The sequence below is a fragment of the Devosia epidermidihirudinis genome (assembly GCF_000971295.1).
Taxonomy (GTDB): Bacteria; Pseudomonadota; Alphaproteobacteria; order Rhizobiales; family Devosiaceae; genus Devosia; species Devosia epidermidihirudinis.
The window spans coordinates 92308-116385 of sequence record NZ_LANJ01000045.1; the positions used below are offsets into that span (position 1 = coordinate 92308).

Below are 24078 nucleotides of genomic sequence, written 5' to 3' on the forward strand. Positions count from 1 at the left end.
CAGAACGACGAAAGTCTCAGGATTTCTGGTGGTTTGCGGGCAATCTGACAGGTTGGTGACAGACTACGAGTTGCCGTCTGAACGATGGCTGCGGCTTTGCGCGGCAAGCGTCTCCGTCAATACGAGAAACGGCCAAGAATAAAGTAAATTCACGAAACTATCTTGAGGATGACAGCACGCCTACTAAACTACTAGTCACTCCTCACGACGCCGAGAAGCAAATCGAAACTGGGCGCAAACATTGTCTCGAGAGATCAACTATTCGAAGCAGACGTTTGACAACCCTAACCCCATCGCGCGTTTCGCTCACCGATCAAGATACAAAAAGTCGTTGGACTTAGCTGCGCTCTACACACCAGAAAATGGCGCCCTTCTGGATTTTGGGGCCGGACAGGGCGACTTTCTACACCGCTTAAGCTTGCGGCGCCCGGACCTTCGACTGACCGCTTTTGAGCCAATCATGAAGCTCGCCTATCCGAACATCGAATCACGGGCAGCCATGTCTGCATTCCCAAGCCAAAGCATGGACGTGATCTGCGCCTACGAAGTGATGGAGCATCTGTCCGAAGGACACACGCAGAGCTTCATCGATGAGGCAAGGAGAGTATGCAAACCAGGTGGGCACATCATCGTGTCCGTCCCCGTCATGCAAGGTTTGGCCCTGCCAATCAAAGAGGCAAGCCGCTCCATTCTTTTTCGACGGAGGAGCGACTATTCCTTCAAGGAACTAGCGATTGGCCTTTTTGGAGGAAACGTGGTGCGGGCAGAGAACATTCTGACTTCACACAAAGGCTTTGACCATCGGCAGTTGCGCCGCACACTTGAGCGACACTTCCAGCTTCTCAGTATGACAAAAAGCCCTATCCCGTTCCTGCCGTGGTGGCTGAGCTCTCAGGTCTTTTTGATCTTCTCTCAACAGTCCGGAAAATAGCTGCTCGCGCTCCGCGCGAGTGCGAGATCAGGCGAGGCCTCTACGCCTACCTTGAGCAATCATTCAGCAGCCGCAGGGCGAACCATGAAAGACCAAGTCTGCGATGGTAGCTAAATAGGGTAAAGTGGAACATGGAGCCCAAAAAGGACGACCGCATAACAGCCACATCCTAGAAGGCTTTGGTGGGCGAGCACGGATTCGAACCGTGGACCCGACGATTAAGAGTCGTCTGCTCTACCAGCTGAGCTACTCGCCCGTTGCCGGGGCTTCCAAAGTAGGCGCTGTCTAGCAAAGGGATTCTCGGCTGTCTAGCGCCAGATGACACTTTCCTCACATTGCGGCTTTGAAAGAATGTCGCAGGGCGAAAAAGTCCCCAAAATCCGGGGCTTAGCGCGAATGAAGATTTTTTCGCCTCCCCCTGTGAATTGTCGTGCGTCAACCAATCAGCAAAAAGCACGACGCCGCTGGCGCTGAAAAACAGCACCCGCGGCGGCTCGTGATTTAGGAAGATGCGGCAAGGCCGCAGACTGACAGGATCCATCCTGACAGCCGATCAACAGAGCGCCCGAAATGCTCGGACGCCTGAACGAGAAAGACTATTCGAAGCGCGCCTGAGCCTGCCGGGCGCGAAACGCCGCCAGATCCAGTACGTTTTCTGGCATAGACGCTGTCTCTTTTTGCAGATCATCCATCAGGCCAATGGTGCGTTCGATGATGTTGCGCAACTGACGTGAGCGGCTATCCGGCCCCTGCAGAATTGTGGCGGCGCGCTGAAGGTGATCTCGGGCGAGAACATAGGTTGGCGGCATGCGCGAAGCTCCTAGGAGAGAATCAAATCTGGGGGCGCCGTGAGGTTCGGCACAGCGGTGAAGGTGCCTTTCCATGCCTTCTGAAACCCTGCCGGAATGCGTCGCATTTGTTTAAAATGCCATCTATCTCGGAGCGGTCCGCACACGCCCGGTTTCAGGGGCAGAGCGGACCATCGCGGCAAATTGTGCCTGTGCAAAACCGGCCTCGCCTGTGCTGGCCTCGCCCACGCGTTAGCCGCTAGGGTGAAATCCCGCACGTCGAGTCGTTAACAATGCCCCGTCCCAGCCTGTCGCCCATCACCGCCGCCTTGCCTGAAACAGTGCCTTTCGTCGGCCCTGAGGCGATAGCCCGACGCAGCGGAGTAGAGCTGGTGGCGCGTATAGGTGCCAATGAGAGCCCATTTGGCCCCGCCCCCTCTGTCGTGGCGGCAATGGCCGCAGCGGCGCAGGAAAGTTGGCACTACGGCGACCCCGAGAATCACGATCTGCGCGAGGCCATCGCCAACCATCTCGGAATCGATGCGGCCAATGTGATGCCGGGCGAAGGCGTGGATGCGATTCTGGGGATGGCGGTGCGCCTGTTCGCGGCACCCGGCTCAACTGTGGTGACCTCGCTGGGCGGCTACCCCACGTTCAACTATCACATCGCCGGCTACGGCGCGGCCATGCACACCGTGCCCTATATCGACGATCGCGAAGACATCGACGCGCTGGCGCGGGCGGCGCACGAAACGCAGGCGGCGATGGTCTACCTCGCCAATCCGGATAACCCGATGGGCAGTTGGTGGGATTCGGCATCCATAGAGCGCTTCATCGCTTCGGTGCCAGAAACCACCATGATCATCCTGGATGAGGCCTATGGCGAATTCGCGCCACAAGGCACCCTGCCCGCCTTTGACGCCCAGCAGGCGAACCTGCTCCGCATGCGCACCTTCTCCAAGGCCTACGGGCTTGCTGGTGCCCGCGTGGGCTATGTGTTGGGCGAAGCGGCGAACATTTCGGCCTTCAACCGCATTCGCAACCACTTCGGTATCTCCAATTTGGCGCAAGCCGCAGCCATCGCCGCCCTCGCCGATAGCGAGCACCTGCAAGGCTCACTGGCGGCCGTTCGGCGCGCTATCGACGCCATTGGCACCATCGCCCGCAAACATGGCCTGGTGGCGCTGGAAACGGCCACAAACTTCGTCGCCATCGACTGCGGCCGTGACGGCGCCTACGCACAGGCAATTCTGGATGGGCTGGCACAACGCGGCATCTTCGTGCGCAAGCCTGCCGTGGACGGATTGAGCCGCTGCATTCGCGTGAGCGCCGGCACTGATGCCGATCTGGCAGCGTTCGATAAAGCGCTTGGTGAAGTGCTGGCTGGACTTCGCGGGTAGCTAAATCTGCTTGGTCATCTGCACCGCATTGACTGAGATATTGACCAGCTCGATCGGATCCCAGGAATGTTCGGTCCAGCCTGTATTGCGATAGAACCCCACAGCCGTGTCCGCGGCGTTGACGTAGAGCGTGGTCGCACCAAGTGCCCGGGCGCGCTCTTCGACCAACCGCTCCATCGCGCGGCCATGTCCTTTTCCCTGCTCGGCAGCCGTAATAGCGACAAGTCGAAAGATCGCCGTGCCGTCGCTACGGACGTCGAGGCGCGTTGTGCCAATCGGAACGCCATCGAGTTTGAGAAGATAGGGGTGGGCGAAGGACGCGTGATCGTCGGGATGGTTCTCGTTGTAGATCCCGAATCGCCCCTTGGCCTCAAACAGCTCCTGCCGACGAATATCGTGAAAGGCCCGCCAATCGGCCGGGTCTTTCACCGCGATCAGATCATATCGCATATTCTCCTCCCTGCCCCGGCCGCGCTGGGTCGGGGCACGGGGACATATGTTAGCCCGCCATTGCGCCTTGAGCAGCAGCGCCGCGTTCGATCAGCAGGCGGTTATAGGCATTGAGATAGGCACGAGCCGAAGCGACAAGGGTATCGGGCTCTGCGGCGTTGCCGGAGACGATACGGCCGTTCAGTTCCAGGCGCACATGGGCCGAAGCCTGCGCGTCGGTGCCGCCGGTGACGCCATCAACAGCATAGAGCACCAGATGTGGCTGCTGGCCAACGGCCTGCTTGATGGCGTTGAAAATGGCGTCGACTGAACCGGTCCCCTCATAGGACACGGAGCTTTCCTCGCCATCGATGGACAAGGTCATGTTGGCCTTGTGCACACCGCCGGTCTTGGAGACGACTTCCATATCGACCAGCTTGATGCGATCGCCGACCGAGCCGACTTCATCATCGACCAGCGCGACAATGTCGGCGTCATAAACATGCTTTTTGCGGTCAGCCAGATCCTTGAAGCGCACGAAGGCTTCCTGGAAGGCATTGTCGCCCAGCTCGTAGCCGAGTTCCTTCAACTTGTCCTTGAAGGCCGCGCGGCCGGAATGCTTGCCCATCACCAAGGTGGTTTCCTTGATGCCGACGCTGGCGGGCGTCATGATCTCATAGGTCTCGGCATTCTTGAGCATGCCATCCTGATGGATGCCGCTCTCATGCGCAAAAGCGTTCTTGCCGACGATAGCCTTGTTGTACTGCACCGGGAAATTGGCCGCCGCCGAGACGATCTTGCTAGCACGCGCCAGATGAGTGGTCTCGATTTCGGTGTGGTAGGGCAAGATGTCGGCGCGGGTGCGCAGCGCCATCACGACCTCTTCGAGTGCCGCATTGCCTGCGCGTTCGCCCAAACCATTGATGGTGCATTCCACCTGACGCGCGCCACCGCGCACAGCAGCCAGCGAGTTGGCGACAGCCAAACCCAGATCGTTATGGCAATGAGCCGAAAAGATCGCCTTATCCGCACCGGGCACCGAGGTGATGATGGTGCGGAACATCGCTTCATGCTCGTCGGGAACGGCATAGCCGACCGTGTCAGGCAGGTTGATGGTGGTGGCGCCGGCCTTGATGGCGGTCTCGACGCAGCGCTTGAGGAATTCCAGCGGTGTGCGGGTCGCGTCCATGGCCGACCACTCGACATCGTCGATCAGGTTGCGGGCCTGGGCCACGGTGCGCGCGATGATCTCGATGACCTCGTCCTCGGTCTTCTTCATCTGGTGGGCCAGATGGATCGGCGAGGTGGAAACGAAGGTGTGAATACGGCCCTTCTTGGCGTGGCGCACGGCCTCTGCTGCACGATCGATATCAGCAGTGATGGCGCGGGCGAGGCCGGTGACGGTCGCACGCTTGACCTGCTTGGCGACGGCAACAACGGCTTCAAAGTCACCGTTGGAAGCGATGGGGAAACCGGCTTCGATGATGTCGACGCCCATTTCGTCCAGCGCTTCGGCAACCTGCAGCTTTTCTTCGAGCGTCATGGTCGCGCCGGGCGATTGCTCGCCGTCGCGCAGCGTGGTGTCGAAGATGAAAACGCGGTCTTTGTTGGATTCGGCAGACATTGAATATTTCCTATCGGATCGGCCCAGAGCTTACAGCTCTGCAGGCCGGACATTTACTGTTCGGCTTATGGCGATATCCCCTGACGACCCGTCCGCTCGTGCGAACTGCCGGTGATCAGGGGCTGATAAGAAGGAGAAGGAGTGCAGCAGGAAGCAGCAGCATGGCAGCCGCAATCATCAGCCGGGCCTGCTGGGCCTGACGCTGAGTCACTGCAATGGCTTTTGCGCGGTTGCGCTGCATGGGTGCGGTCTCGATTTAATTGAAGAATGCGTCAAACTTGACCGCTGCGCAACCCCAAGCGGCCACGCAGCGTGATTTTTTGATGAACGGCGCCGCGTAAACCACGACGCCCACTCACTTACGGATCAAGATCGAGAGTCCCCTCGCCCACAATGACCGCATGTCCGCCAATACCGCCATGGATCAGGGCGCCGTTCTCGGTGCGCAATTGCAGGCTAATGCGACATGGTCGGCCCATTTCGTGGCCCTGCCGCAGCACAAAGTCAGACTGGCCGTTGGACAAGTCCGCGTGCTCGGCGAGCAACCCGATCAGCGCGGCTGCGGCAGAACCCGTACCGGGATCCTCGCCCACATCCATGCCAAACATGCGAGCGGCCAGATCATTGTCCGACTCATCCGGGGTCCGTGTGAACACATAGGCTGAATTGTGATCGTGCGAAAACACGCTGCTCCAGATGCCCGTATTGACCTTGATACGGCGCAGCACCTCGGCGTTTTGCACCGGCACCAGATGGAACGTGACGCCAGCGGAGAACACGGCGGGCTGCAGCACATCGCAGCCAATGTCTTCAACTTCGATGCCAAGGGCCTGAGCAATGCCCAGCCGGTCCGTCAGCGATGCCAGGCGCGCAGGCAGACGTGGCAGGGCAAAGCGGGCCTCACCGGAACGCTTGTCGCTCTTCTCAAAGAGCGCTGTGATCAGACCGATCTTTTCTTCCAGGCGGACCGCGCTGACCTTGTTCTGCAGACCCAGCACCACCGCCGCACCGACCGTTGGATGCCCGGCGAAAGGCAATTCGGTTTCTGGTGTGAAAATGCGGATGGATGCCGTGTTGCGCTCGGCATTTGGCTTGAGAATGAAAACCGTCTCGCTGAGATTGAACTCTCGCGCAATCGCCTGCATCTCGTCGTCCAAAAGGCCCTCGGCCTTGGTGACGACGGCCAGCGGGTTCCCTTTCAGCCGCTCCTGCGTAAACACATCCAGCAGCAGATAATTGAGCTTCATCACAACACCTTATGCCGGCGACAGGGCGTAGTCTGGGACGCTCAACCCCAGGTGCGCGCACAGCGCGGCGACAGCAACCGAGTGGTCATCACGCCCCGGCAGACCCGAAATGGTGAGGCACCCGATGATCCCTGCGCCTTTGACCCGAATGGGGAACCCACCGCCAGCGATGACAAAATCAGCCGGATCAGCGCCCGACTGTGGCGAAAATGGCTCCTCGCCACGCTCCAGCACAAGGCGATAGCTCGCACGCTGAAAGCGGCGGACCGAATTGATCTTGCGGCGCACCCATTCGGCATTGTCTGAACTCGTGTCCGCGGTCGCGGCGAAAAACATCTGCCGATCCCAGGTGCGGATGTCGACGACGATGCTGAGATTTTCGGCCAGCGCCCGCGCGCGAATTGAATTGCCAAGCGCAAACGCCACGTCCTCATTGAACTCCGGCAAAACCAGGTCCTGCTCCTGACGCTTCACCAGTGCGATATCGTCTTCCAGTGCCATGCCGCCTCTTCCCCACGATTCGAAATCGATCTGTTCAACAAGCTTTAGAACAGCGAGAGCACGCTGAGTAGAGTGGCTTTACCGAATGGGAAGATCGGCAGATGATTTGGCCCGCAAACAGTAAAGGACAGCACTTTGGAGCGGACCACTTGTTTGATTGCCGGGGGCGGCCCGGCAGGCATCATGCTTGGCTTGCTGTTGGCGCGGGCGGGCGTTGCAGTGACGGTGCTGGAGAAGCACGCCGACTTCCTGCGCGACTTTCGCGGCGACACGGTGCATGCCGCGACAGTGCAATTGCTGGATGAGCTGGGTCTGGGCAACGCCTTCCGCGCGCTTCCCCAGACGCGCCTGCAGAACTTCGAACTGCCCCAGCCCGACGGGCAAACGCTTTTGCTCGTCGATTTCGCCCGCCTCAAGCCACCCTATGACTATGTGGCCATGATCCCGCAATGGGACTTCCTCGACTTCCTCGTCGGAGCCGCCAAGCTGGAGCCGAGTTTTTCCATCAGGATGAACACACAGGTCACCGGCCTGAGCTTCGACGGCGACCGGGTCAGCGGCGCACGCTGGCGCGACCGCACTGGCGCAGAAGGTGAGATATCGGCCGACCTGGTGGTCGCCTGCGATGGGCGCCACTCCATCGTGCGCGACGCGGCGGAGTTCGTGCCCCGCGACTTCAAGGTGCCGCTTGATACCTGGTGGTTCCGCCTGCCCCGCTATTCCGATGAAATGGGCGACGTGGCGACGCTGACGCCGCGCTTCGGCGACCGCGACCTCATGCTCACCTTCACCCGCGAGACCTTCTATCAGGTCGCCTATTTTGCCGAAAAAGGCGCCGACGCACGATTGCACGCCGAAGGCATAGAACGGTTCCGCCAGCGCATCGCCACCATGCGCCCAGACTTTGCCGACAGGCTCGATACGCTGCAATCCATGGATGATCTGCACATGCTCGACGTGCGGCTCAATCGGCTCGACACCTGGCATCGTCCCGGTCTGCTCTGCATCGGCGACGCCGCCCACGCCATGTCTCCCGCAGGTGGCGTCGGGATCAATCTGGCCATTCAGGATGCAGTGGCAGCGGCAGCGCTTCTGGCCGCCCCCCTGCTCGCAGGCAATGTGACGGATGCCGATCTGGCCGCCATACAGAAGAGACGCTGGATGCCGACAGTTCTGATCCAGCGAATGCAGCGCATCCTGCACCGCCTGATCTTCGTGCCAGCCTTTGAGGGCAAACGTATCGGGCCACCAAAGCTTGCTGTGGCCCTGCTCCGCATCCTGCCGGCGATCTCTGGCTTCACCGCACGCTTTGCCGCCTTCGGCCCGCGCCCGGAGCATGCGCCGGACTTTGCGCGGCGCCCTCAGAGCGAGCCGCCCCCGCATAAGAAAACGGGGGCCGAAGCCCCCGTCTGAATATCTTAGTTCTTGGCCTTGTCGACCAGCGCGCCGGCCTTGATCCATGGCATCATGTCGCGCAACTGTGCGCCAACGGCTTCGATCTGGTGCTCGTCGGCCAGACGACGGGTTGCCTTGAAGCGCGAACCGCCAGCCTTGATTTCCTGCATCCAGTCGGAGGTGAACTTGCCCGACTGAATGTCGTGCAGCACGCGCTTCATCTCGGCCTTGGTTTCCGAGGTGATGATGCGTGGGCCAGTGACGTACTCGCCCCACTCAGCGGTGTTGGAGATCGAGTAGTTCATGTTGGCGATGCCGCCCTGGTAGATCAGGTCGACGATCAGCTTCACTTCGTGCAGGCACTCGAAATAGGCCATTTCTGGGGCATAACCAGCTTCGACCAGGGTTTCGAAGCCAGCGCGGATCAGCTCGACCAAACCGCCGCAGAGCACTGCCTGCTCGCCGAACAGATCGGTTTCGCATTCTTCGCGGAAGTTGGTTTCGATGACGCCCGAACGGCCGCCGCCAACGCCCGAAGCGTAAGCCAGAGCGATGTCATGGGCATTGCCCGATGCGTCCTGATGAACGGCGATCAGGCATGGCACGCCGCCACCCTTCTGATATTCGCCGCGCACGGTGTGGCCTGGGCCCTTTGGCGCGATCATGATCACGTCAACGGTCGACTTAGGCTCGATCAGGTTGAAGTGCACGTTCAGGCCGTGTGCGAAAGCAAGCGCTGCGCCGTCACGGATGTTTGGCTCGATGTGCTGCTTGTAGATGTCTGCCTGCAGCTCATCTGGGGTCAGCATCATGATGACGTCTGCCCATGCCGATGCGTCAGCAACCGACATCACCTTGAGGCCTTCGCCCTCGGCCTTCTTGGCCGATGGGGAGCCTGGACGCAGCGCAACGACGACGTCGGTGACGCCCGAGTCACGCAGGTTCAGCACGTGGGCATGGCCCTGCGAGCCGTAACCAACGATGGCTACCTTGCGGGACTTGATGATGTTGAGGTCGGCGTCACGATCGTAATAAACGCGCATGGGTTTCTCCCTGAAAATGCGGTGTTATAGGGTGGCTTTCGCCCCATAGAGGGCAAAAAACTGGTCGGTCGCGGATTTGACATCCGCTTCTATATTGTCGGTTACGTTGGCCTGGGTCAGCGACTTGTCGCCCAGCAAAAGGCGGATCTGAACGTCGCGGACAACGAGGCCAAAGAACGTACGGTAGGCGTCTTCGCTGGAATCGAAACGCAGCAGCCGCGCATCGCGCCCTGCCTCAAGAATAGGCTTGAGGCGACGGCGAATTGCCATCGGGCCATTGTCAAGAACGATGGTGCCCAGGCTGTCTTTCTCCTGCGCCGCGTGGGTCACAGCAGTCCGATTGAGCGTAATTGAAACTTCGCCGGTGATGACTGTCAGCAGATCCCGCGCAAACTGCTCGATGCTGAGGCGCAGGGCCTTGGCATTGAGGTGAGAACGATCCACCTGCGGCATACGCACCTTGGCGGCCTGCCACTGCACTGTTGCCGTGAGCAGACCATCACGATCGCCAAACCACTTGTAGAGGGTTTCCTTGCTGCACGAGGCACGGCGCGCCACGGCAGTCATGGTCAGACCATCGCCATTCTCGACGAGCAAATCCAGCGCCGCCGTCAGCACAGCCTGCTGGCGGGGGGTGAATGTCTCTTCGTTGACCTTGATGGTCAGTGGCACGGCCCAATCCCTCATACGCCGAACGATTTCGGCCAATTGAGGCAGGCGTACCGTACGGTACGGTTCGAAGCAAGTGGATTCTACCGCACGCTCCACCGCTTTGGGGTGGGCAGTTGATAGCCGGACGAACGCCATTCCATTTCTTAGAATGGATTTTCCGAACGCGCTGCAACCGGCTTTTTGGTGTCCTGATAGAACTTTCTCCCTTACTTAGTAGGGAGAAAGTGGCAGTTTAGTATGGGTTCGTCTGCGGGATGTCTGGGTTCCTCCGGACAGCGCGCCGGTTGACCGGGGTCGAGAAGACGGTGCACCGAACCTGCAATAGATAGTGTCCTGGAGCGGCAGGCTTGACCTTAATTTCGCGATCACTTTTTGACACGCGCCGCCTGCCCGAGCGCGCCAGACTTAGGCAGTGGAGTGATGCTGCCACCCCGGTGTGGGACATTCTTTCTGTAGACGACGAGGCTTTTTCTGCCGTTGTCGATTTGTACCACGGCGGCGATCTGGTCTTTGGTACAGTGAGCAGTTCTGCGCAGTCCACCGCCAGGGAAATGGCGCGCATCGCCGAGGACGGCATCGACTATTACGCGTTTCAATTTTACATATCTGGCCAGCGCCGCGCTGCCGCGCGAGGCGATGACGTCATCCTGCGCAATGGCGATCTGCTGACTGTCGACATGACACAGCCGATCGCGACAGAGTCCACCCGATATCGCAGCATTGATCTCGGCATCCCCCGCCGTGTGCTGGCTCCCCTGCTGGTGGCGCCTGATGCGCACGGCGGCAGGCGACATGACGCCTCTCAGCCCCTTGCCGGACTGGTGCGAGCTCATGTCGAAGCGCTCTACCGGGCAGCTCCCCACATGACGGTCGCGCAAATGCACGCGGTGCAGGACGCGACTGTTGCGCTGGCGGCGGCCGCTCTCAATGGCCTCGTCGCGGAAGATCAGGTCGAGCAAGTCAGAGCGGCCACATTGTTTGCCGTCAAACGATATGTCGAAGACTGGCTCCATGATATGGCCCTGTCAGCCGCTGTGGTGGCTCGCCACTTTTCAATCTCACGCGCCACGCTATATCGCATCATGGAACCGGTGGGCGGCTTTGTATCCTATCTTCGCCTTCGTCGCCTGCATCGCGTCCGGGCTGATCTCGCCAATCCTGCCCGGCACCACCTCTCGGTTGGTGAGATTGCTGAGACTTGGGGCTTTGCCAGCCCTTCGGCCTTTACCAAATCATTCCGCCAATGCTTTGGAATGTCGCCTCGCGCCTATCGAGCAATGGCCGCGGATGCGCTTGCGGCCGAGGCAGAAATTGACGGTGAGCACGCCTGGAGCCACTGGTTGGCAGCGTTGAAGTAGCGGTCCTCTCCTCCCTCCCACACCGCGCCCCAACGTGAGACGCCCGGAACAGTATTCTCTCCGAATTTGAGATTATTGAGCGATTTCAACCCGTTCAGACGATTGTTCTTGACCTCCCCCTGCACAGGCTAACTCTGAGGTAGGCCAGTTGCGGCCAAGGTGCACTTTGGCACCGGCCTTGTCATGGGGGTCATGAACAATCTCACGCAGTCTGAACGCATGGAATTCACGGTTCATTAGCGTGGCAAACTCACCATTGATCGCGTGCCTCCGGGGTTCCCGGAACCCAGCGAGCCAGCGCGAGCCGTTGGACAAACTGGCCCTGCAGTCGGAAGCGACTGTGAAATACTGACTAACAAGCAGATCGAGAATTTTGATGCTGAAACAATTGAGCGCTATTTCGCTTTTGGCGCTGATGGTCGGGATGACCTCTGCCCATGCTCAACCCACGGGCGAGGCACCGCGTTGGCTGCGTTTCGCCGCCCTGTCGCCAGATGGCGAAACGATCAGCTTTACCCATCGTGGCCAGATCTTTGTGGTGCCTGCCGAGGGTGGGTTGGCCGTCTCGCTCACGGCACAGGGTTCGTACAGTTATGGAGCCGTCTGGTCCCCCGATTCCGAAAGGCTGGCCTTCGCCTCTGATATAGGCGGCAATGACGATATCTACGTCGCCGATTTCTCCGGTACTCTTCAGCGCTTCAGCTGGTCTTCTGCCCATGAAGTGCCAACAAGCTTTACGCCGGATGGCAAGTCCATTCTCTATACCTCACTGGGCCTGGGTGACGCCGAGCGCAGCGTACAGGGCGCGCTGTCCTTCAAGCCGCAGCTCTACGCTGCCAATACCCAAACCGGTCGCGAAACCCTGGTGCTGCCGAACTACGCTCTTGAAGCACAATGGAACGCAGCCCAGGACAAGCTGGCCTACGTCTACAATCCTTCGGTCGATCCCGACGAACGACAGCATCGTGTTGCGGCCAATGCCCGTCAGATCTGGATTTACGATGCCGTTTCGGGCCGTCACGAAGACGTCTTCGGCCGGGATGGCATCGACCGGGTAAACCCCGTCTGGAGCAAGGACGGGGCAGCCCTTTATTATCTCTCCGAGCGGTCTGGCTGGCTCAATGCCTGGCAACTCGACATCGTCACCGGGGTCGAAAAGCAGCTGACATTCTTCGAGGGCGCGCCGGTGCGCGACCTCTCGGTCGCCGACAACGGCACGATTGCCTTTGGTTATGACGGCCGTATCTACGTCCAGAGCGTAGCGGACGCGAAGCCTCAGGCCATCGAAATCTTCACACTGGACCAGCGCGCGTCTCTCGACGCCAATTTCCCCACCGGTGAGGCGACGCGTTTCGTGTCTTCGCCGGATGGCAAACGCATGGCTCTGGTGGCCAGTGCGGATGTTTTCCTGCTCGATCGCGAAGGCAATTATCGCCAGATTACGGCGACTCCGGGCGAAGAGCGGGATGTCGCGTTTTCTCCAGACGGGTCGACGCTGGTCTATGCCGGGCAGCGCGGTCACGAATGGGGCATTTACGCTGTCGACCTGCAAATCGAAAGCAGCGATGATCCGCTCGCCATCCAGTATCAGGAAATCGCGCTCTATGTTCCCGAAGAGGGCAATGCCTTCCAACCGCAATTCTCGCCAGACGGCAAACTCCTAGCGTTCATCTCCGACCGCCGGGAGGTCAAGGTTCTGGACCTTAGCAGCGGCACGGTAGCGGCGCTGTTTGCCGAGACGGACTACAACTCGTCTTATGGCGACGGGGACCTATGGTTTGCATGGTCGCCGACCTCTGAAGACATAATGGTTCAGTGGCGCTATCAGGGCGGTAGCGACGCGATAAAAATCGCCATTGTTCCCGCCGATGGCAGCGGGCCGCCGCAGATGATCAGCCAAGGCGTCAACAATTTTGCACGCGGCGTCTGGAGCCTCGACGGCACACAGGTCATTGGCGCGACCGATCTGTTCGGCCTGCGCTCAGCGCAGTTGCACGGCACGTCGGAAGATCTCTACCGCATCTTCCTGTCCGAAGCCGCACGACAAGACTTCTTGGACATCAGCGAAGGTGTCTTCCCCACCAGCCCTTCCGATGAAGAAGATGCGCTTTACGAGCCGCTGCGTTACCCGATCGAGACGGTGCGGTCGGCGCGGCTGGGCCAGCGATTGACCGATGATGCCAGTTCGATCGTCTATTTTGCGCCATTGGATGACTATTCCAACCTGCTACTCGTGACGGCACCCGCCCCCGACCAGCTAGAGCTCGAACTGCTTGACCTGCGCACCGGCAATCTCACGGCACTGCAGACCATCGAGGCGCCAGGCTGGCAGGCCGTATCGTTCGTGCGGGACCAGTATCAGCTTGATATCAAGCTGGATCACACTGTGCTGTCGGTGCCGCTCTATGACCCCAGCGGGGTGAGAACCTCACCAGCAAAAATCTTCACCACGGTCAATCCAGATCGCCGGCGTGAAGCCGCTTTCGAACAGGCCTGGGCCGATCTGAAATACCGCTACTATCAACGGGAACTGGAAGGTCGCGACTGGGATGCGATCGGCGCCAAGTACAGGTCCTATCTCGGCTCGATAGCCACAAGCCGCGAGCTGACTGAACTGGTTTCGGCCATGTATGGTGAGCTCTCCGCATCGCATCTGTTCACCAATTATGCGGGCTCCGAGAGCACGCATATCGGCCTTGGCACGCATAACGACACTTTGGGTGTTTACCTCGACTATGGCTATGAGGGCCCTGGGCGTCGCGTCGCTGCGGTTTTGCCAGGCGGGCCACTGGACCGCGCGGGTCTGGGCATTGATGCGGGCGATATCATTACCTCGATCAACGGTCTGCCTGTTCCCGAGGCGGGCGGCCTGGAACGGCTACTTGATGTCAACCTCGGCAAGCGCGCCTTGATTGGTGTCCTCGATCAGGGACAGGATGGAGAGCGCTTCATCTATGTCGATCCAATCAGCTATGGCAGCCAGATCCAACTTGCCAGGGCGCGTCTGCTTGATGCGCGCGCCGCTATGGTTGATCGCCTGTCCAACGCATGCGTTGCCTATCAGTACGTGGCTGGCATGGATAATGACTCGTACCTCAATGTTCTGGGCACTCTGACCTCATCGCGCAACCTGACCAAAGCGGCATTGATCGATGTGCGATCCAATGGCGGGGGCAATCTGACCCGGGAACTGACCACGCTGCTGTCGGGTACAGCCTACGCTCAGGTTGGTCGTACTGGCGGCCCGACCATGACCGAGCCGAACAACCGCTGGGTGTGGCCAAGCGCGGTGCTGGTCGACAGCTTCGGCTATTCCGACGCGGCAATCTTCCCGCAGGCGTATCAGGACGCGGGGATTGGCATTCTGGTGGGCGACACGGTGCTCAATACAGGCACCTATGTGGCCCAAAATGCCAGCAAGCTGGTGCCGGGCTTTAACTACGCCATTCCGGTCCTGCCGAGCCGACGCCTCGATGGCTCCTACTACGAAAACCACGTGATCGAACCCGATGTCGCGGTGCCCTTCGACCCCAACACCGTTGGCATCAACACCGACCCGCAGTTGGAAGCGGCCGTGGCAGCGCTGATGAAGCAGATCGGCCCGGAGACAGATTGCCGCCTACCCTGAGGACGGACATCCATCGCAAACACAGAGAAAGGCGCCAATCCGGCGCCTTTCCAGTTTCGTGCAGCCACGCGGTGAGCTGCACTCCCAAACCGATCAGGACGTCGATATGCCCTTAAGCCATAACCGCTGGGATCACCGTGCCAAGCTCATGTTCTCCGCCTTGGGCATCCAGCTTCTGGCTCTTCCAGCGCTGGCGGCTGACCTTCCTGAAGGATTCGTCCGGCTAAGTGCAATTGCGTCTGGTATCGAGCAAGACATCCGCTATTTCGGCAGCCACAACTTCGTCGGCCGCCCCATCGACGGCTATGATGCCCATGAATGCATCCTGACCAGAGAGGCCGGAGCGGCCCTGCTGGCGGTCGCCAATGATCTCGAGCCAGAAGGGCTGGGCCTTAGGCTCTATGATTGCTATCGCCCCGTGCGTGCGGTTGCCGATTTCGCAGCGTGGGCGAACGACATGGATGCGCTGGCGATGCAGGCGGAGTTTTATCCGCGTATTGACAAGGCCGACCTATTTGACCTCGGCTATATCGCCAATCGATCGGGCCACAGCCGCGGCAGCACCGTGGATCTCGCCATCCGCCCCCTCGACCAAGCCTATTCAAACCCCTGGAAAAAGGGCGATGAACTGGCGGATTGCACATTGCCCGAAACCGCGCGCTTTGCCGACGGCATTCTCGATTTCGGCACGGGCTATGACTGCTTTGACGTGAAGGCACACCATGGCGCCGCAGGTGTCACGCCCACCGCCGCCGCCAACCGGGAAAAGCTGGCTACTGTTATGGAGCGCCACGGCTTCAAACGCTACGCCGAGGAATGGTGGCACTACACCTTAGTCGACGAACCATTCCCAGACACATATTTCGAGTTCCCGGTTACCGCAGCCACGCCATAGGTTTGCTAGCAAATTGCGCGAAAGCTGGCCGGCTAGCTGATGGCGGTAGGGTGAGTGATGTCGCGGGTGCGTTGTAGCGCTTCGATGGATTCATCGTAGCTCAGTCGTGCGACGCCTAGGAACAAGCAATCGACGATGCTCAGCTGCGCGATGCGGCTAACCATGGCGCCGGCGCGAAGATGGCTTTCACGAGCATGGGTCGCCAGAATTTCGTCGGCGGCGTCTGCCAGTGGTGAGTTTGGTGAGCCGGTAATCGCAACAGTCAGCGCCCCGGCCTGCCCGGCGATCTCAAGGTATCGGACGGTGTCGGGCGTCGCGCCGGAATGGGAGAACCCTATGGCCACGGTGTTGGGTGGGGCCAGCAAGGCTGCCGACCAGGCCTCGTGCGAGTCCGCCATGACGAAAACGTTGCGTCCGATACGGAACAGCTTGTGGTGCAGATCCTGCGCCACGAAGTGACTGGCGCCGACCCCGAACAGCAGGATGCGTTGCGCCTTGTCGAGCGCAGTGACGATACGCTCCACGGCTGCAAAATCGAGACTGGAGACAGTTTCCTCGATCGCCATAATTTCGAGCCGGGCCACTTTCGAGGCCACCTCCTGCAGCGTGTCCGATTTCGCGATCTCGGCGCCCAGCGTCATTCCTGGTCCAAACTGCGCCTCGCGGCCAAGCTCGGTCGCCAGCGACATGCGCAATTGCGCATAACCCGTCAGCCCTAATGCCCGACAGAATCGCACCACCGACGCCACTGAGGTGCCACAGGACGCCGCCAGCTCTGAAATGGTCTGGTCGAGGACAATAGAGGGATTGGCGCGGATGACGTCGGCAACGCGGCGCATGGTGGGCGTGAAGCTCGCCACCGAATTCTCAATGCTCGACTGAATGCCCAAGGTCACGTCTCCACCGCGCTGGATGTACCCCGACTCCGCACTTTTTGGCTAGGGCGGAGTGCTGCGATCTCGGTCACTATGAAACAAATATTCAGCTGTGACCAGATTTCTGAAAATCATTGACAACATGACAGTGAACTTCCTAGGCTTGGCCCACTCTGCACGAGTATGACAGCATGGAATGGTCCCGATGAACGCTGAGATAACAGACCGCCGCGCCTTGATGGGCGAACTGGCTCAGCTGGTTTCCGAGGAACGCAATCCAGCCAGCATGAAGATCGACCAGATGTCGGTACCCGACATCCTTGCGACGATGAGTCGAGAAGACAGCACGGTGGCAGACGCTGTTGCGCGCACCATCCCCGCGATCACTCTTGCCGTCGAAGCAACGGTTCGGGCGTTCAATGCCGGCGGTCGGCTTGTCTATATGGGCGCAGGCACCAGCGGCCGACTTGGTGTATTGGACGCTTCCGAATGCCCGCCAACTTTTGGCGTGCCAGCCAGTATGGTTGTCGGACTGATCGCTGGTGGGCCACCTGCCCTGCTCCGCGCCATTGAAGGCGCCGAAGACAGTGCCGAACTCGGTGCCGAAGATCTCAAGGCCATCAAACTGTCAGCCAATGACGTGCTCGTTGGCATCGCCGTGAGCGGACGCACGCCTTACGTGATTGGCGGGCTGGAATATGCAAATTCAATTGGCGCGGTCACGGTCGCGCTATCCTGCAACCCCACATCGACCATCGCCGAGATCGCCAACATCGCCATCTCCCCCCTGGTCGGCCCGGAAGTGTTGACCGGATCCACGCGTCTTAAGTCTGGCACCGCCCAGAAGCTGGTGCTCAACATGCTGACCACAGCCAGCATGATCCGGATCGGCAAGACCTATCAAAACCTGATGATCGACCTGCATGCCAGCAATGAAAAGCTGCTGGCGCGCGCCGTTCGCATCGTCATGCAGGCCACGGACTGCACTGCGCAGGAGGCCGAGCATGCGCTCGAGCTGACCAGCAACGATGTCAAATTGGCCATTTTGGTCCACCTTACCGGCCTCGATGTCGAGGCGGCACGCAACGCACTGCAATCGGCTGGCGGCTTTTTGCGCCATGCCATTGACGGCAGTGCACCATAGTTAATTGATGTCTGCCGTGGAGGGCAGGCAGAACTGGAGGGAACGACAATGAATTGGACTCATTCGCGCAAACTGGTCACGGGGCTCTTCGTCGCCACCGCGATTTCGACGGCGGCATTCGCCCTGCCCGTCGAGGCTGCAACCCTGCGTATGGCCTGGGCACAGGACGCAACCGGGCTCGACCCACACAAGCAGACTGCGTTCTCTTCGCTGCGCCTGCTGGAGCTGATCTATGAGCCATTGGTGCGCCTCGACACCCAGCTCAACGTGGTTCCAGCGATCGCCGCAAGCTGGGAATTTGCCCCAGACGCCAAGACGCTGACCTTCAAGCTCGATCCAAAAGCCAAGTTCAGCAATGGCGCGCAGGTCACCCCTGCTGACGTCAAAGCCTCTTTCGAGCGCCTGCTCGACGAAGCCACCGCTGCCGCTGCGCGCTCGAACTTCCTCTCGATCGAGAGCATCGACACGCCGGACGCCGAGACCGTTGTGTTCCATCTGAGCACGGCTGACGTGCCGATCCTGGCCTCGATGGCCACGATCAATGCTGCAGTTCTACCTGCGAGCGAAATCACCGCAGACACGATTGCCACCAAGGCTGTCGGCTCAGGCCCGTTCAAGCTCGACTCCTGGGAGCCAAACGCCAAGGAAGTGCTCAGCGCCAATGCGGATTGGGCTGGCGGCAAGCTGGCGATCGACGGCATCGAAGTGACGGTATTGCCAGACGAGACCGCAATTCTTGCCTCGCTGCGCGCCGGCCAGACTGACTTCGCGCTGATCAATGACCCACTGGTCGCAACGCTGGTGCCAAACGAGCCAAACCTGCAGCTCAACCGAATTTCCGGCCTTGCCTACAACGTGCTGCAGCTCAACCCATCGCGCACACCAATGGATAACCTCAAGGTACGTCAGGCCATGTCCTGCGCCATCGACCGTCAGGAAATCGTCGACTCGGCGCTGGCGGGTGAAGGCAAGGTCACCGGCCCACTGACCGCCCCGGCCTTCGCTGAAGATCCAGACACCCTGTTCTGCTACAAGCAGGACGTGGCCAAGGCCAAGCAGTTGATGGAAGAAGCCGGCATGTCCGGTGGCTTCACCGCCAAGGTGATCGCCGCCAATGGCGAGCCACCAGTTGCTGCGTCCGAAGCGCAGGTGCTGCAGGCCCAGCTGGCTGAAATCGGCGTCAAGCTCGACATCCAGATGATGGAACTGTCGGTCTATGTCGACACCTGGCTCAAGGGTGACTTCGACATGGCTGTTGCCCAGAACGGTGGCCGCCCAGACCCATATCCAATGTACAACCGCTACTTCACCAAGGACGGCAACCTGCTCCAGGTTTCGAACTTCGTGGACGACACGCTCGACAGCCTGATGCGTCAGGGCCAGGCCGAGACTGATCCTGCCAAGCGCGTGGAAATCTTCCACCAGTTTGAGCAGCATCTGACTGAGCAGTCGCCATGGCTGTGGTTGTCGACCTCGTACACCTACACCGCACAGCTCAAGACCGTGACCGGTTTTGAACCATCGCCAACCGGCACACTGTTTGGTCTGACCAAAGTCTCCATCCAGTAGCTTTCAGACGGGGCTGGTCAAAAGCCAGCCCCTTTCTCTACGAGTACCAGCACCGATGACTTATCTGGCAAAACGCCTACTGACGTTTCCGCTGATCCTACTGGGCGTTTCGGTCCTGGTTTTCCTGTCGATCCGCCTGATTCCGGGTGATGCGATTACCGCCATGCTGGGCACGGAAGCCGGTATGCTGACTCCCGACCAGCGTGCGTCCCTGGCTGCCTATTTCGGCATCGATAAACCTATTTGGTCGCAATATCTGAGCTGGCTCGGCGGCCTGTTCCAGGGCGACCTGGGCATCTCTAAAATCTACGCCAAGCCCGTCATGACGGTGATCCTTGAGCGCTTCCCTCTGACGCTGGAACTGGCGCTGCTCTCCATGGTGATCGCACTGACGATCGGCGTGCCGCTGGGCGTGCTTGCGGCTACTCGCAATGGTCGCCCCAGCGATCTCGGCGTTCGTCTGCTCGCCATGATCGGACAATCCACGCCTAGTTTCGTGCTTGGCGTGCTGATCATTTTCGTGCTGTCGGTCTATTTCGGCTTCGTGCCAGCAATGGGCACTTTCACCCCGCTGTTTCAGGACCCTCTGGCCAATCTTGGTCAGTTGATTTTCCCCGCGATTACACTGGGCTTTGCCTTTGCGGCATCGGTCACCCGTATTTCGCGCTCCGCCATGCTCGACGTGCTGAGCGAGGACTATGTCCGCACAGCTCGCGCTAAGGGCGTTTCGACGATGAGTGTCGTCTGGCACCATGCGCTACCCAACGCGCTCATCCCTGTCGTGACCCTGTCGGGGGTCGAGTTCGGCTATCTGCTGGGCGGCGCCGTCATCGTCGAACAGATTTTTGCGCTGCCGGGCCTCGGCCGACTGGTCCTCGATGCCATTGGTCAGCGCGACTATGCCTTGGTGCAGGGCACCGTCCTTTTCATCGCGTTCAACTTCCTGGTGGTCAATCTGCTCGTCGACCTCGCTTATGCCGTGCTCGATCCCCGTATTCGTCTGGGAGGTCGCTGATGCGCATTCTTTCCGCCCTGTTCCGCCACCCATCGGGCCGCATTGGCGTCATCATCATCGGCCTCTACCTGCTCGCAGCCTTGCTGGCGGCGCTTGGGCTGACCCCGCATAACGCCCTCAAGATGTTTGCCATCGACCGCATGAAGCCACCGAGCTCCACCTACTGGATGGGCACGGACCTGTTGGGCCGCGACACGTTCAGCCGGCTCATGCTGGGCATTGGCCAGTCGCTGAATATTGCCTTTGCCGCCGTGGCTTGCGCCGCGCTGGCCGGCACCACGATCGGGCTGCTGTCGGCTTGGTGGGGCGCCCCGTGGGACGGGCTCATGATGCGGATCATGGATGTCCTCCTGGCTTTCCCCGCCATCCTCCTGGCGCTGCTGATCATCGCCATTGTCGGTCCCGGCACCTTCACCAGCGTCACGGCTATCGCCATCGTCTACACGCCGATCTTTGCGCGTGTGGTGCGCGGCCCTGCCCTTTCGCTCAAGCAGCGCGACTTCGTCGATGCGGCACGCACCTTTGGCAGCTCGCAGCGCTATGTGTTGACCCGCCACCTGCTGCTTAACCTGGTTGCGCCACTTGCCGTGCAGGTGACGCTGGCCCTGGCTTGGGCCCTGCTCACCGAAGCTGGTCTGTCCTTCCTCGGTCTCGGCACCCAGCCGCCTACGCCGTCGCTCGGCCTGATGCTGGCAGAAAGCAAGAACCTGATGCAGCAGGCACCTTGGCTCATGCTGTTCCCAGCGCTGACCATTATGCTGGGCATTTTGGGCTTCAACCTGACCGGTGACGCACTACGCGATATTCTTGATCCTCGCACGCAAGGGAGGACAGCATGACCCCTTTGCTTTCCGTTCGTGATCTCCGTGTCGGCTTTGGCAGCGATCCCGTTGCCAATGAAGTCGTGCGCGGCGTCAGTTTTGACCTCGCCGCGGGCCAGACCTTGGGCATTGTCGGCGAAAGCGGCTCGGGTAAGTCGGTGACGGCTCTCTCGATCAACCGCCTTGTCGATTTCGGCGGCGGCCGCATCACCTCCGGCTCGATTATGCTGCAGCGCGCTGATGGCACGGCACTCGACGTCACTGGAGCAAATGAACACGCCCTGCGCCATGTGCGCGGTCGTGACGTCGGCATGATCTTCCAGGAGCCGATGACCTCGCTGAACCCGGTCCACACGATTGGGGCGCAGATCGAAGAAGCATTGCGCATCAATCGCGGGCTCCGCGGGCAGGCTGCGCGTAACGGCGCGCTGGCCATGCTCGACCGCGTGCGTATTCCCGACGCCAAATCGCGCATGGGCTACTACCCGCACCAGTTGTCGGGCGGCATGCGTCAACGCGTGATGATCGCCATGGCCCTGGCCAGCAGTCCACGACTGCTCATTGCCGATGAGCCGACCACCGCGCTCGACGTGACAGTACAGGCCCAGATCATGGCACTGCTCGCTGAACTTCGCGATGAAACCGGCATGGCGATGATCTTCATAACCCATGATATTGGCCTCGTCGCCGGCATAGCCGACCGTATCATGGTGATGCAGAGCGGGCTGGTTGTGGAACAGGGTGACACCGCAACGGTGCTCGATACCCCACAACACGACTATACCAGGCATCTGCTGAGCGCCGTGCCGCATTTTACCGCCGGCCGCGCCACACGCACCGATAGCCCCCGTACCGAGGATAGCGATCCGGTCATCACTGTTGATGATCTCGTGGTGCGCTTTTCGATTGGCCGTGGCCTGTTTGGTTCCAAGGGCGCTGTTCACGCCGTGGACGGCGTCGATTTCGACCTGATGCCCGGGGAAACCCTGGGCATTGTGGGTGAAAGTGGCTCTGGTAAATCGACGACTGCGCGCGCGGTTCTCGATCTCAATGCGCGCAAACGCGGACAGATCACCGTCCGATCGAGCCGTTCGCGTCGGCCGATCCAGATGGTGTTTCAGGACCCGTTCGCTTCCCTCAATCCTCGCCTCAATGTCGAAGCGTTGCTGGCAGAGCCTGCAATTGCCAATGGTCAGCACAAGGATGAGGCCCTGCGCGAGCGGATGAAATTCCTGCTCAACCGCGTCGGTCTGCCCGAAGATGCATTGACGCGCTATCCGCACCAGTTCTCAGGCGGCCAGCGGCAGCGCCTCTGCATTGCCCGCGCGTTGATGCTGAACCCCGAAGTGGTCGTCCTCGACGAAGCCGTGTCAGCGCTCGATGTGTCGGTACAGGCCAAGGTGCTGGACCTTCTGATCGATTTGCAGCGCGAGTTCGGCCTGGCCTATCTGTTCATCTCCCATGACATGGCCGTGGTCGAGCGCATTGCCCATCGCATTGCGGTGATGTTTGCCGGCCAGATCGTTGAAATCGGCGCAGCGCAGGCTGTGCTGTCCGACCCACAGCATTCTTATACGAAGCGCCTGATCTCTGCTGTCCCAGCCGTGGAGCGACGCAACCAGCACTTTGCCATCGACACCACGCAGGTCCCTTCCCTGCTGCGTCCGGTGGGCTATGAGCCACCTAAGGCACAGTGGCGTCAGGCAGGACCCGATCATCACGTCAGGCTGGAGGCCGTTTCGTGAGCACTGTTGACGCGCAGCTTGACCGGGCCTTTGAGCCGGTGGCCAAGGCCATCGAATCTGGTCGCATTCCCGGTGGAGTGCTGGGCGTCATCGATCGACATGGCAATCGCGCAGTGCGCGCTATCGGCCACGCACAGATCATTCCGGTGCACCGCCCCATGGAGAAGGACACTTGGTTCGATCTGGCATCGCTGACCAAGGTTCTGTTCACGACGCCACGCATTCTGGCGCTGGCCGAGGCAGGCCACATCGATCTTGATGATCCACTGACCAGCGTCCTGCCCGATTTCCGGCAGTACAACCCGGACAATTGGGAACGCAAGGTGACGTTCCGCCAGTGCCTCGGCCACCAGACGCCGTTCCCGGCGGTCTTTCCCATCTACACCTATGGCCGGGATGCCGATCTGCTGCGCGCCTTCGTGCTGCAACACCAGTGGGAAGCTGGCCCTTCGGTCTATTCAGACATCAATTTCATCCTGCTCGGCCTCGCTCTGGAACGGCTCGACGGCCAGACCATCCGCGACTTCGATGCGGGTCCTGGTTTTGCCTGGTCGGCCGCCCCGGGGCGCTCTGCGGCGACCGAGCTTGACACTTGGCGACACCGTGTCCTCGTCGGTGAAGTCCATGACGACAACTGCTCGGCCCTGGCCGGAGCAGGCCATGCGGGTCTGTTCGGCACGGCCGATGCCGTCCTCGACTTTGCCAGCGAGCGTCTAGCCGACAGCGGCGCGGACGCGCTGATCCGCATGCCGCTCTCGGCGCGGCGCACCCACGGTTGGGAACGCCCCTATGAGGGCTGGTCGGGCGGCGAGTTCTGCTCAAGCGATACCATCGGCCATACCGGGTTTACCGGCACAGGCCTGTGGATCGACTTTGCCCGGGGCCATGCCTGGACGCTGCTGACCAACCGCATTCATCCCACGCGCCATTTCGACAGCGGGATCATCCAGCTGCGCCGCGCCGTGGGCGACCTGATCAACAAACACTAGGAGTGCATG

General features: G+C 60.3%; 21 protein-coding genes and 1 tRNA gene. 12 read left to right on the top strand and 10 right to left on the bottom strand.

The features are described 5' to 3' along the window. Window positions 1-241 precede the first annotated feature (241 nt). Window positions 242-931 carry a class I SAM-dependent methyltransferase gene (locus tag WH87_RS15930; RefSeq protein WP_052726633.1) on the top strand — a complete coding sequence of 230 codons (690 nt, stop codon included), beginning with the start codon at window positions 242-244 and terminating at the stop codon, window positions 929-931. Between the two features lie 180 nt (window positions 932-1111). Here WH87_RS15930 and WH87_RS15935 read toward each other — a convergent pair. Next, a tRNA-Lys gene (locus WH87_RS15935) sits at window positions 1112-1187 on the bottom strand. A 340-nt stretch (window positions 1188-1527) separates the two neighbouring features. Then, on the bottom strand, window positions 1528-1740 hold the full coding sequence (locus WH87_RS15940) for a hypothetical protein (protein ID WP_046140557.1): 213 nt from the start codon (window positions 1738-1740) through the stop codon (window positions 1528-1530). A gap of 272 nt (window positions 1741-2012) precedes the next feature. Between WH87_RS15940 and WH87_RS15945 the strand changes: the two genes are divergently transcribed. Beyond that, a complete protein-coding gene (locus tag WH87_RS15945; RefSeq protein WP_046140556.1) occupies window positions 2013-3119 on the top strand; it encodes a pyridoxal phosphate-dependent aminotransferase in 1107 nt (368 codons plus the stop codon). Here WH87_RS15945 and WH87_RS15950 read toward each other — a convergent pair whose 3' ends face one another. The 5 genes from WH87_RS15950 to WH87_RS15965 all read right to left on the bottom strand — a co-directional run bounded on the left by WH87_RS15950 (window position 3120) and on the right by WH87_RS15965 (window position 6920). Beyond that, entirely contained in the window at window positions 3120-3569 is a 450-nt protein-coding gene (locus WH87_RS15950) for a GNAT family N-acetyltransferase (RefSeq protein ID WP_052726632.1), read from the bottom strand. It lies immediately after the preceding gene. 49 nt (window positions 3570-3618) lie between these two features. Next, a complete protein-coding gene (locus tag WH87_RS15955; RefSeq protein ID WP_046140555.1) occupies window positions 3619-5172 on the bottom strand; it encodes a 2-isopropylmalate synthase in 1554 nt (517 codons plus the stop codon). A 115-nt stretch (window positions 5173-5287) separates the two neighbouring features. Further along, on the bottom strand, window positions 5288-5413 hold the full coding sequence (locus WH87_RS20260; protein ID WP_281175322.1) for a hypothetical protein: 126 nt from the start codon (window positions 5411-5413) through the stop codon (window positions 5288-5290). A 118-nt stretch (window positions 5414-5531) separates the two neighbouring features. Next, window positions 5532-6419, bottom strand: a complete 888-nt coding sequence (locus tag WH87_RS15960; RefSeq protein ID WP_046140554.1) for a PhzF family phenazine biosynthesis protein — start codon at window positions 6417-6419, stop codon at window positions 5532-5534. Window positions 6420-6428: 9 nt separating this feature from the next. Then, the gene (locus WH87_RS15965) at window positions 6429-6920 is read right to left on the bottom strand and encodes a heme-degrading domain-containing protein (RefSeq protein ID WP_046140553.1); all 492 of its coding nucleotides are present in this window, start codon (window positions 6918-6920) and stop codon (window positions 6429-6431) included. A 135-nt stretch (window positions 6921-7055) separates the two neighbouring features. On the opposite strand from WH87_RS15965, the gene WH87_RS15970 reads away from it, so the two are divergent. Further along, a complete protein-coding gene (locus WH87_RS15970) occupies window positions 7056-8333 on the top strand; it encodes an FAD-dependent oxidoreductase (RefSeq protein WP_156458262.1) in 1278 nt (425 codons plus the stop codon). A 5-nt stretch (window positions 8334-8338) separates the two neighbouring features. Here WH87_RS15970 and ilvC read toward each other — a convergent pair whose 3' ends face one another. After that, window positions 8339-9358 carry a ketol-acid reductoisomerase gene (gene ilvC / locus WH87_RS15975; RefSeq protein ID WP_046140552.1) on the bottom strand — a complete coding sequence of 340 codons (1020 nt, stop codon included), beginning with the start codon at window positions 9356-9358 and terminating at the stop codon, window positions 8339-8341. A gap of 24 nt (window positions 9359-9382) precedes the next feature. Then, complete coding sequence (locus WH87_RS15980) at window positions 9383-10030, bottom strand: TetR/AcrR family transcriptional regulator (RefSeq protein WP_245622446.1); 648 nt, start codon at window positions 10028-10030, stop codon at window positions 9383-9385. A 347-nt stretch (window positions 10031-10377) separates the two neighbouring features. Between WH87_RS15980 and WH87_RS15985 the strand changes: the two genes are divergently transcribed. From WH87_RS15985 to WH87_RS15995, 3 genes are all read left to right on the top strand, one after another. Beyond that, window positions 10378-11388 carry an AraC family transcriptional regulator gene (locus tag WH87_RS15985; RefSeq protein WP_046140550.1) on the top strand — a complete coding sequence of 337 codons (1011 nt, stop codon included), beginning with the start codon at window positions 10378-10380 and terminating at the stop codon, window positions 11386-11388. A 376-nt stretch (window positions 11389-11764) separates the two neighbouring features. After that, the gene (locus WH87_RS15990; protein WP_046140549.1) at window positions 11765-15016 is read left to right on the top strand and encodes a S41 family peptidase; all 3252 of its coding nucleotides are present in this window, start codon (window positions 11765-11767) and stop codon (window positions 15014-15016) included. Between the two features lie 106 nt (window positions 15017-15122). After that, on the top strand, window positions 15123-15911 hold the full coding sequence (locus tag WH87_RS15995) for a M15 family metallopeptidase (protein ID WP_082092752.1): 789 nt from the start codon (window positions 15123-15125) through the stop codon (window positions 15909-15911). Between the two features lie 32 nt (window positions 15912-15943). Here the strand turns inward: WH87_RS15995 and WH87_RS16000 are convergent, their stop codons facing one another. Continuing rightward, window positions 15944-16807 carry a MurR/RpiR family transcriptional regulator gene (locus WH87_RS16000; RefSeq protein ID WP_210165694.1) on the bottom strand — a complete coding sequence of 288 codons (864 nt, stop codon included), beginning with the start codon at window positions 16805-16807 and terminating at the stop codon, window positions 15944-15946. A 184-nt stretch (window positions 16808-16991) separates the two neighbouring features. Between WH87_RS16000 and murQ the strand changes: the two genes are divergently transcribed. From murQ to WH87_RS16030, 6 genes are read left to right on the top strand one after another with little or no spacing between them, the layout of a single operon-like run. Then, window positions 16992-17930, top strand: a complete 939-nt coding sequence (murQ, locus tag WH87_RS16005; RefSeq protein ID WP_046140548.1) for an N-acetylmuramic acid 6-phosphate etherase — start codon at window positions 16992-16994, stop codon at window positions 17928-17930. A gap of 48 nt (window positions 17931-17978) precedes the next feature. Continuing rightward, window positions 17979-19499 carry an ABC transporter substrate-binding protein gene (locus WH87_RS16010; protein WP_046140547.1) on the top strand — a complete coding sequence of 507 codons (1521 nt, stop codon included), beginning with the start codon at window positions 17979-17981 and terminating at the stop codon, window positions 19497-19499. Window positions 19500-19554: 55 nt separating this feature from the next. Next, window positions 19555-20514 carry an ABC transporter permease gene (locus WH87_RS16015; RefSeq protein WP_046140546.1) on the top strand — a complete coding sequence of 320 codons (960 nt, stop codon included), beginning with the start codon at window positions 19555-19557 and terminating at the stop codon, window positions 20512-20514. Next, on the top strand, window positions 20514-21353 hold the full coding sequence (locus WH87_RS16020) for an ABC transporter permease (protein ID WP_046140545.1): 840 nt from the start codon (window positions 20514-20516) through the stop codon (window positions 21351-21353). Before WH87_RS16015 ends, WH87_RS16020 begins: the two co-directional genes overlap by 1 nt. Further along, on the top strand, window positions 21350-23080 hold the full coding sequence (locus tag WH87_RS16025) for an ABC transporter ATP-binding protein (protein ID WP_046140544.1): 1731 nt from the start codon (window positions 21350-21352) through the stop codon (window positions 23078-23080). Before WH87_RS16020 ends, WH87_RS16025 begins: the two co-directional genes overlap by 4 nt. Beyond that, window positions 23077-24069: a serine hydrolase domain-containing protein gene (locus WH87_RS16030; protein WP_046140543.1), complete on the top strand. Its 993-nt coding sequence runs from the start codon at window positions 23077-23079 to the stop codon at window positions 24067-24069. The genes WH87_RS16025 and WH87_RS16030 overlap by 4 nt, the downstream gene beginning before the upstream one ends. Window positions 24070-24078 lie beyond the last annotated feature (9 nt).